The organism is Parvibaculum sp. (assembly GCF_049671045.1).
In the GTDB taxonomy this organism is placed as follows: domain Bacteria; phylum Pseudomonadota; class Alphaproteobacteria; order Parvibaculales; family Parvibaculaceae; genus Parvibaculum.
Window position 1 is genome coordinate 1 of record NZ_JBATUH010000044.1, and the last position, 8,943, is coordinate 8,943.

9 protein-coding genes are annotated in these 8,943 nt (G+C 65.0%); 8 read left to right on the forward strand and 1 reads right to left on the reverse strand.

The window, feature by feature from the left end:
- Positions 1–133 precede the first annotated feature (133 nt).
- Positions 134–580 (reverse strand): hypothetical protein, encoded by a 447-nt coding sequence (locus WBG82_RS05815; RefSeq protein WP_424422519.1) that lies wholly within the window; start codon positions 578–580, stop codon positions 134–136.
- A gap of 269 nt (positions 581–849) precedes the next feature.
- On the opposite strand from WBG82_RS05815, the gene WBG82_RS05820 reads away from it, so the two are divergent.
- From WBG82_RS05820 to trbL, 8 genes are all read left to right on the forward strand, one after another.
- Positions 850–2,913 (forward strand): conjugal transfer protein TraG, encoded by a 2,064-nt coding sequence (locus WBG82_RS05820; RefSeq protein ID WP_424422522.1) that lies wholly within the window; start codon positions 850–852, stop codon positions 2,911–2,913.
- 11 nt (positions 2,914–2,924) lie between these two features.
- Positions 2,925–3,344, forward strand: a complete 420-nt coding sequence (locus tag WBG82_RS05825; protein WP_424422524.1) for a CopG family transcriptional regulator — start codon at positions 2,925–2,927, stop codon at positions 3,342–3,344.
- A complete protein-coding gene (gene trbB, locus WBG82_RS05830) occupies positions 3,341–4,318 on the forward strand; it encodes a P-type conjugative transfer ATPase TrbB (protein WP_424422527.1) in 978 nt (325 codons plus the stop codon). The genes WBG82_RS05825 and trbB overlap by 4 nt, the downstream gene beginning before the upstream one ends.
- A gap of 73 nt (positions 4,319–4,391) precedes the next feature.
- Positions 4,392–4,658 carry a TrbC/VirB2 family protein gene (locus tag WBG82_RS05835; RefSeq protein ID WP_424422530.1) on the forward strand — a complete coding sequence of 89 codons (267 nt, stop codon included), beginning with the start codon at positions 4,392–4,394 and terminating at the stop codon, positions 4,656–4,658.
- Positions 4,655–4,918: a VirB3 family type IV secretion system protein gene (locus WBG82_RS05840; RefSeq protein WP_424422533.1), complete on the forward strand. Its 264-nt coding sequence runs from the start codon at positions 4,655–4,657 to the stop codon at positions 4,916–4,918. Before WBG82_RS05835 ends, WBG82_RS05840 begins: the two co-directional genes overlap by 4 nt.
- The gene (gene trbE / locus WBG82_RS05845) at positions 4,912–7,356 is read left to right on the forward strand and encodes a conjugal transfer protein TrbE (protein WP_424422536.1); all 2,445 of its coding nucleotides are present in this window, start codon (positions 4,912–4,914) and stop codon (positions 7,354–7,356) included. The genes WBG82_RS05840 and trbE overlap by 7 nt, the downstream gene beginning before the upstream one ends.
- The gene (gene trbJ / locus WBG82_RS05850) at positions 7,353–8,078 is read left to right on the forward strand and encodes a P-type conjugative transfer protein TrbJ (protein ID WP_325407444.1); all 726 of its coding nucleotides are present in this window, start codon (positions 7,353–7,355) and stop codon (positions 8,076–8,078) included. The genes trbE and trbJ overlap by 4 nt, the downstream gene beginning before the upstream one ends.
- Positions 8,079–8,111: 33 nt before the next feature.
- Positions 8,112–8,943: P-type conjugative transfer protein TrbL (gene trbL / locus WBG82_RS05855; RefSeq protein ID WP_424422539.1), on the forward strand; the 832-nt coding region annotated here is incomplete at its 3' end.

Below are 8,943 nucleotides of genomic sequence, written 5' to 3' on the forward strand. Positions count from 1 at the left end.
AAAACAGCTGCGCCGGCGCCACCTGTGTTCCCATCATCGCTCTGTCCTCCGATAAGCACAAAACGATGGAATCACGCACCGGAAGCCCGATCAACTGCCGACTTAATCAACACAATCGGCGCTAAGCAGTCATTCAGAGCCGGGGTGAGACCGCGACGTTTTTCTCGCCTATTGGCAAAGGGTTTTCGTCCAGAAGCCTGACCACCGTCGCGACGGCAACTACTAGGCCTGCGACAGCCCCGAACGCGTGCTGCCAAACACTGGAAGACATAGTGAGTTGCCATATCTCCAGCATCATGCCGTACCCGATCAGCGCCGCCGGTATTGCGAATACCCCCACAACCAGGAACCGCACCGGCGACGAACGACTCGTCGCGAGCGCTGCCTGCCCAAGGCCGAAGACGAGGCCGCCGACGACCAGGCCAACGAGAGCGCCACCCACTATGCCAACGCCTGATGTGATCGCCCAGTAACCGGTCGAAAGCCCGACCATGACGGGAAGCGCATAGACCGCGCATCTGAACAGCAGCATGCAGAAGGCGCCGAGCCCGAAGACGGTGAGCAGAAGCATGGCGATCATGTCGGATCTCCATCTGTCGCGGTGAGGTCTTGTTTCATCGGAGCGGTGCAAACGATCTCGTGCATCAACGCTCGTTGCCGGATTCTACACCTCTCGATTCCGCGTTTCCAGAGTCGTTGTTCTTGCGCTCACGCATTCTCACAGACGCTCTCTTTCCCGCCGTGCTTGTCGTCGCGCGAGAGCGCAGATAAAGGCGATTTTCAGAATCCTTCTCTTGGCTGAATCCTGTCTCTCGTTTTCGCGAGCTTTGGCGCGATGGAGAGAGACGGATGACCCCGACAAGACTTCTGATCGGTCAGGCGCTGATCGTCTTCGCGATCGTCATTCTCGGTGTCTGGACCGCAACGCAATGGGCGGCTGCCGCGCTTGGCTTCCAGCCGCGTCTCGGCACGCCCTGGTTCGTCCTCCACTCATGGCCGGTCTATTACCCGTGGCGGCTCTTCGAGTGGTGGTATGCCTATGAGGCCTATGCGCCGGGCGTCTTCGTGCGGGCAGGCGCCATCGCGGCTTCAAGTGGCGTCGCCGGTTGCGCGGTTGCCATTGCCGGCTCCCTCTGGCGCGCGCGGCAGGGCAAGCTCGTCACCACTTACGGTTCGTCGCGCTGGGCGAAGCGCGGCGAGATCGAGCGGGCGGGGCTCTTCCGCGCCGCCGGCGTCTTTCTCGGGCGATTGGACGCGCATTATCTCCGCCATGACGGACCGGAGCATGTGATGGCCTTCGCGCCGACGCGCTCCGGCAAGGGCGTCGGTCTCGTCGTGCCGACGCTTCTCTCCTGGACGGGCTCGGCCGTCATTCACGACATCAAGGGCGAGAACTGGCAGCTGACGGCCGGGTGGCGGAGCCGCTTCTCGCATTGCCTCCTCTTTAACCCGACCGATCCGCGGTCGGCACGCTACAACCCGCTTCTCGAGGTACGGAAGGGCCCGGACGAGGTCCGCGACGTCCAGAACATCGCCGATATCCTGGTCGATCCGGAAGGCGCGCTGGAGCGCCGCAATCACTGGGAGAAGACAAGCCACGCGCTGCTGGTCGGTGCGATCCTGCATGTCCTTTATGCGGAGGAGGAGAAGACGCTTGCCCGTGTGGCGACGCTGCTGTCGGACCCGAGGCGTTCCTTCGAGCACACGCTGCGCGCCATGATGGCGACCAACCATCTGGGAACGCCGGAACGCCCGGAGGTTCATCCCGTCGTCGCGTCGGCTGCCCGGGAGGTCCTGAACAAGTCCGACAATGAGCGCTCGGGCGTTCTCTCGACCGCCATGTCGTTTCTGGGGCTTTACCGGGACCCGATCGTCGCGGCGACGATCTCGGCCTGCGATTGGCGGATCGCCGATCTCGTCGATGCGGCGCGGCCGGTCTCGCTCTATCTGGTCATCCCGCCCGCCGACATCTCGCGGACGAAACCGCTGGTCCGCCTCGTGCTCAACCAGATCGGGCGGCACCTCACTGAAAAGCTCGAAGGCGACCCGGCAAAGCGGCGGCGCCATGCGCTCCTCATGATGCTGGACGAGTTCCCGGCGCTCGGGCGGCTCGATTTCTTCGAGACGGCGCTCGCCTTCATGGCGGGCTACGGGATCAGGGCCTATCTCATCGCCCAATCTCTGAACCAGATCTCCAAGGCCTATGGCGAGAACAATGCGATCCTCGACAATTGCCATGTCCGGATCGCCTTCTCCTCCAATGACGAGCGGACCGCGAAGCGCATTTCGGATGCGCTCGGCACGGCGACCGAACTCCGCGCCCAGCGCAATTATGCCGGTCATCGGCTCGCGCCTTGGCTCTCCCATGTCATGGTCTCGCGGCAGGAGACGGCGCGGCCGCTTCTGACGCCGGGCGAGGTGATGCAATTGCCGCCGGCCGACGAGCTTGTGCTGGTCTCGGGCCTTGCGCCGATCCGGGCGAAGAAGCTTCGCTATTACGAGGACAGGAACTTCACCGAGCGGGTAAAGCCGGCGCCGGCGCTTGCCGACAACGGCTATCGCGACAGGCCCGCTCCGCGTTCCGATGACTGGAGCGGCCAGGTGCGCGGGCTCGATCATCGGCTCGCCGCCGTGGGTGTCCCCGATCCCGATGCAGCGATGGCCGAAGAGGAAGGCGGGCCGCAGCAGCAGCGCCATCCGGGCCTGCCCGCGAAGGAGGTCGCGAAACCGCGCGAACCTCGCGAGCCGACGCTCGGTCTCTTCGACGATGACGGGGATGCGGGCGCCGATCCCAAGGCGATGGACAAGGCAAGGCGCGGCGGGCGCAGCACGATCAGGCGCGCCTATGCGGCCAATGCGGGAAGCGACGGCGACCGCCATCGCGCCTCGCAAGAGCTTCTCCCCGGATTCTGAAGGTACACGCAATGAAGCCCCGCCATCATCTCTATCTCGACGATGCGCTGACCGAGGAACTCGAGAAGCTCGCCGCGAAGCCCGGCTCGTCCAAATCTGCCATCGTCAGCGATGCGCTGCGGGCCTATCTCGCGCGCCGCGGTGCCAAGGAGCTCGACGATCTCTTCAAACTCCGGCTCGACCGGATGAGCACGCAATTGAACCGCATCGAGCGCGACCTCGCGATCGTGATGGAGAGCCTGGGGCTCTTTGTCCGCTATCAGCTGACCGTCACCGCGCCGCTGCCGGAGCCCGATCACGCGGCCCGCGCCGTCGGCCGCGACCGCTTCGAGGCCTTTATCGACCGAGTCGGCCGGCAACTCGCGGGCGGCAGGCGGGATTTGAGTCGCGACACGATCCTGCGCAGCGCTGAGACGGAGGAGACACCATGAGCGGGCCCGCCGAGATGCAGTCGAGGGAACGGCGCCGCTCGATGCTCCGGACCGCCATGGGCCCGGCGATCGCGGCGGCGCTTACCGATCCGCGGGTGGTCGAAGTGATGGTCAATCCCGACGGCAGCCTCCGGCTCGACCGGCTGGGCGAGGGCAGGCTCGATACGGGCGTGCGCTTCGAGGCGGCAGAGGTCGAACGCGTCATCCGCCTTGTCGCCTCGCATATCCGCACGGAGGTTCATGCCGGCAATCCGGTGGTGAGCGCCGAGCTTCCCGAAAGCGGCGAGCGCTTCGAGGGCTTGCTGCCGCCGGTGGCGCCCGCGCCTTGCTTCGCGATCCGCAAGCCCGCCGCAAGGATCCATACGCTGGACGATTATGTCGCCGACCGCATCCTCTCGCCGGAGCAGGCAAGCGCCTTGCGCGATGCCGTTGCCGACCGGCGCAATCTTCTAATCGCGGGCGGCACGAGTTCGGGCAAGACGACACTGGCCAATGCGCTTCTCGCCGAAATGGCAACGGCCGACGAACGCATCATCCTGATCGAGGATACGCGCGAGCTTCAATGCGCGGCACCCGATTGCGTAGCGCTCCGGACGAAGCCGGGCGTGGTCTCGCTTGCCGATCTCGTGCGCTCGACGCTTCGCCTCCGGCCCGACCGCATCATTGTCGGCGAGGTCAGGGGCGGCGAGGCGCTCGACATGCTGAAGGCCTGGAACACCGGCCATCCGGGTGGCATCGCGACGCTGCATGCGAACTCGGCCCGCGCCGCCCTCTACCGGCTCGAACAGCTCGTCCAGGAAGCAAGTGCCGTCGTGCCGCGCCGCCTCATCGCCGAGGCGATCGATCTCATCGTCTTCATCGAGGGGAGGGGAGCCGCCCGCCATGTCGGATGCATCGCCCAAGTCACCTGCCTCGACGCCAATGGCGATTACCTCGTTACCGAGACGGTCGGCCTGCATCGCCCCTCTGTCTGACCTGAAAGGATTGTCCATGCGCTCCTGTCTTCACCTCATCCGAACCGGTGCCCTCTCTCTGTTCCTCTGCGTCATGTTTATCGGCGCCGCAGAGGCCGCCGGCACCGGCATGCCCTGGGAGCAGCCGCTGCAGCAGATCCTCGATTCCGTGCAAGGTCCGGTCGCGAAGATCGTCGCGGTGATCATCATCATCGTGACGGGGCTGACGCTCGCCTTCGGCGATACGGCGGGCGGCTTCCGGCGCCTGATCCAGATCGTTTTCGGCCTTTCGATCGCGTTTGCGGCCTCGAGCTTCTTTCTTTCCTTCTTCGCCTTCGGCGGCGGAGCGCTGATCGCATGAGCGGCCATCTCGAAGGCTTCGAAGTGCCGCTCCACCGCGCCCTCGCCGAACCGATCCTGCTTGCCGGCGCGCCGCGTAGCGTGGCGATCCTCAATGGGACGGTCGCGGCCGCTCTCGGCCTCGGTCTTCAACTCTGGATCGCGGGCCTCGTCCTCTGGCTTGCCAGCCACACGCTTTGCGTCTTCGCGGCGAAGCGCGATCCGCAATTCGGACAGGTGCTGGCCCGTCATCTCCGGCAGAAGGGATTTCTCTCATGCTGAACCTCGCCGAGTACCGCCGCAAACCCGACCGCCTCGCCGATCACCTGCCCTGGGCAGCACTCGTGGCGCCGGGCATCGTTCTCAACAAGGATGGTGCCTTCCAGCGGACGCTGCGGTTCCGCGGCCCCGATCTCGAAAGCGCGACGGAAGCCGAACTGATCGGCGTCTCGGCGCGCTTCAACAATGTCGCGCGCCGCTTCGGCTCGGGCTGGGCGCTCTTTTTCGAGGCGGAGCGTTTCGCGGCGGCGGATTACCCCGACAGCGCCTTTCCGGACGTGGCCTCCTGGCTCATCGACCGCGAGCGCCGCGCGGGCTTCGAGGGGGCAACCCATTTCGACAGCGCCTGCCATCTCACACTTTATTATATGCCGCCACCCGACACGGTCTCGCGGGCAGAGCGGTGGCTCATCGAGAAGGAGAGGGTGGAGCATGCTCGCGACTGGCGGGAGGATCTTGGCGGGTTCATCGCCGAGACCGGCCGGATCGCCGATCTCCTCAAGGGCTTCATGCCGGAGCTCCATCCGCTCGACGATGAGGGAACCCTCACCTATCTCCACCGCGCCATCTCCTCGAAGCGCCATCGCATCGTGCCGCCCGAGACGCCGGGCTATCTCGACGCGGTGCTGGTGGACGAGCCCTTGAGCGGTGGTCTCGAACCCATGCTGGGCGCGCGGCATTTGCGGACGCTGACGGTGCTGGGTTTCCCGAACCTCACACAACCTGGGCTCCTCGATGCGCTCAATCATCTGGCGCTCCCCTATCGCTGGATGACGCGCTTCATCGCGCTCGACAAACCCCAAGCGACGCGGGAACTCACGAAACTTCGCCGCCAATGGTTCGCGAAGCGGAAATCGGTGACGGCGCTGCTGCGCGAGGTTATGTACAACGAACCGGCGCCCCTTCTCGACACGGATGCCGACAACAAGGTGGTCGATGCCGATCTCGCGCTGCAGGCGCTGGGCGGCGATCATGTGAGCTTCGGCTATCTGACGACGACGATCACCGTCGCCGACGAGGATGCCGAAGTCGCGGACGAGCATCGCCGTGCCGTCGAGCGCGCGGTCGCCGGCGCCGGCTTCACCGTGATCCGCGAAAGCACCAATGCGGTCGAAGCCTGGCTCGGCAGTCTGCCCGGTCACGTCTATGCCAATGTCCGGCAGCCGATCGTCCATACGCTCAATCTCGCCCATCTGATGCCGCTCTCGTCCGTCTGGGCCGGGCCGGCACAGAACGCGCATTTGGACGGTCCGGTCCTGCTCCATGCCGAAAGCGAGGGCGCGACGCCGTTCCGTCTTTCGACGCATATCGGCGATGTCGGCCATATGCTGATCGTCGGGCCGACCGGCGCCGGCAAGTCGGTGTTGCTGGCGCTGATGGCGATGCAGTTCCGCCGCTACGAAAGCGCGCAACTCTATCTCTTCGACAAGGGCTTCTCGGCCCGCGCCGCCATTCTCGCCATGGGCGGCGCCCATCATGCGCTCGGCTCCGGCGAGGGTGCGACGGCGCTCGCCTTCCAGCCGCTCGCCCGCATTGATGAGCCGGCGGAACGCGGCTGGGCGGCCGAATGGATCGGCGCGCTTCTCACGCATGAGAAACTCGACGTGACGCCGGAGGTGAGGGATGCCGTCTGGTCGGCGCTCGGGAGCCTCGCCTCGGCACCGCGCGGGGAGCGCACGCTGACCGGCCTCTCCGTTCTCTTGCAATCGAATGCGCTCAAAGCGGCGCTCGCACCCTATACGCTCGAAGGTTCGTTCGGGCATCTGCTCGATGCGGCCGAGGACGGTCTCGCGTTATCTGGCATCCAGTGTTTCGAGATGGAGGCGCTGCTGCACGAGAAGGGCGCGGTGATGCCGGTCCTGACCTATCTCTTCCATCGCCTGGAGGAGCGCTTCACCGGTGCGCCGACACTGCTCATTCTCGACGAGGCCTGGATCTATCTCGACGACCCATTGTTCGCTTCCCGCATCCGCGAATGGCTGAAGACACTCCGCAAGAAGAATGTCGCCGTCATCTTCGCGACGCAATCGCTTGCCGATATCGCCGACAGCGCCATCGCGCCCGCTATTATCGAGAGCTGTCCGCAGCGGATATTCCTTCCGAATGATCGCGCGATCGAGCCGCAAGCGCGGGCGGCTTACGAGCGCTTCGGCCTCAACGCGCGCCAGATCGAACTGATCGCCGAAGCGGTGCCGAAGCGGCACTACTACCTCCAGTCCCGCCGCGGCAACCGGCTCTTCGAACTCGGTCTCGGTCCCGTCGCGCTCGCTTTCTGTGGTGCCTCCTCTCCGGCGGACCGGAAGCTCATCGATCGTGTGTTGAGTGAGGCGGGATCAGCGGGTTTCGCGAAAGGATTGCTCACCGCCAAGGGGCTCGACTGGGCCGCCGATCTCATCGACTTCCATACAGCGAAAATTTCTCCAGGGGAGACATCGTCATGACGCACAAGATTCTGCGGGCCGTACTACTCGCTCTTTTCCTCACTGCCGGTCCGATGATGACCGGCATGCGTCCGGCCACGGCCATGACCGTCTTCGATCCCACCAACTATGTGCAGAATCTGCTGCAGGCGGTCCGCGCGCTGGAGCAGATCGACAACCAGATCCGCTCGCTCCAGAACGAGGCCGTGATGCTCGACAATATGGCGCGCAATCTGGAGCATCTCGACCTCTCGACACTGGAGGGCATGGTCTCGGGGCTGACAAGGATCGGCCAGCTGATGGACCAGGCGCGCGGCATCGCCTTCACGATCGAGGCGACGCAAGAGGCCCTTGAGCGCAGCTATCCTGACCATTATGGCGCGGAGATCACTCACGACGTGCTTCTCGCCGATGCCGAGCAGCGCTGGCGCGATGCCATGTCCGCCTATGGCGACACGATGCGCCTGCAGGCCGGCATTGCGCGCAATGTCGAGAGCGACCAGGCAGCGCTCGTCTCTCTGGTCACCGCCTCGCAAGGCGCGGCGGGCGCGCTTCAGGCGCAGCAGGCGGCAAACCAGTTGCTCGCATTGTCGACGAAACAACAGTTTCAGATCCAGACCCTGATGGCGGCGCAATACCGCGCCGAGGCGCTTGATGCGGCGCGCAAGGCCCAGGCCGAGGAACAGGCGCGCGCCAGCTTCGACCGCTTCATGGGCGAAGGCAAAGCCTATCCGGCGCAGTGACAAACGAAGAGTGAGAGGTGAGGAGTGAGCGGCATGGATGATCTCGGCGTCATCGACCGGTTCATGGAGGCCTTCACCCAGGCGATCGACAGCGGTTTCGGGCTGTTGCAGGGCGATGTCGCCTTCCTGACTGCGATCCTGATCGGCATCGACATCACGCTGGCCGGCCTCTTCTGGGCGATGGAGGAGGGCAATGTGCTCGGCCGTCTCCTGCGCAAGGTCCTCTATGTCGGTGTCTTCGCACTGATCCTGAATAATTTCGCTGGCCTTGCCGACATTATCTTCCGCTCCTTCGCGGGGCTCGGTCTGCATGCGGCGGAGAATGAACTCACCGCCGACGATCTGCTCCGGCCGGGCTATCTCGCCGGCATCGGCTTCGAGGCGGCCTGGCCGCTTTTGCAGCAGGCGGGTTCGCTGATGGGCTTCACGAGCTTCTTCAACCATGCGGTGACGATCATCGTGCTGGTGCTCGCCTGGACCGTCGTCATCGCCGCCTTCTTCATCCTTGCGGTACAACTCTTCATCACCATCATCGAGTTCAAGCTGACGACGCTGGCGGGTTTCGTGCTCGTGCCTTTCGCGCTCTGGACCAAAACGGCGTTTCTGGCCGAGCGCGTGCTCGGCAATGTCGTCGCCTCGGGCGTCAAGGTGATGTTGCTCGCGGTCATCATCGGCATCGGTTCGGGTTTCTTCACCGATTTCGTGACGGCGCTTCAGGGCCGCGAGCCCAATCTCAACGACGCCATGGCGCTGGTGCTGGCCTCGCTGGCCCTCTTCGGGCTCGGCATTTTCGGACCCGGCATCGCGGCGGGTCTCGTCTCCGGCGCGCCGCAGCTCGGCGCCGGTGCGGCGGTCGGCGCGACCG

Bases quoted from the DNA above. Each gene is read 5' to 3' on its own strand.
- WBG82_RS05815 (WP_424422519.1), bottom strand. From the start codon at position 580: ATGATCGCCATGCTTCTGCTCACCGTCTTCGGGCTCGGCGCCTTCTGC.
- WBG82_RS05820 (WP_424422522.1), top strand. From the start codon at position 850: ATGACCCCGACAAGACTTCTGATCGGTCAGGCGCTGATCGTCTTCGCG.
- WBG82_RS05825 (WP_424422524.1), top strand. From the start codon at position 2,925: ATGAAGCCCCGCCATCATCTCTATCTCGACGATGCGCTGACCGAGGAA.
- trbB (WP_424422527.1), top strand. From the start codon at position 3,341: ATGAGCGGGCCCGCCGAGATGCAGTCGAGGGAACGGCGCCGCTCGATG.
- WBG82_RS05835 (WP_424422530.1), top strand. From the start codon at position 4,392: ATGTTTATCGGCGCCGCAGAGGCCGCCGGCACCGGCATGCCCTGGGAG.
- WBG82_RS05840 (WP_424422533.1), top strand. From the start codon at position 4,655: ATGAGCGGCCATCTCGAAGGCTTCGAAGTGCCGCTCCACCGCGCCCTC.
- trbE (WP_424422536.1), top strand. From the start codon at position 4,912: ATGCTGAACCTCGCCGAGTACCGCCGCAAACCCGACCGCCTCGCCGAT.
- trbJ (WP_325407444.1), top strand. From the start codon at position 7,353: ATGACGCACAAGATTCTGCGGGCCGTACTACTCGCTCTTTTCCTCACT.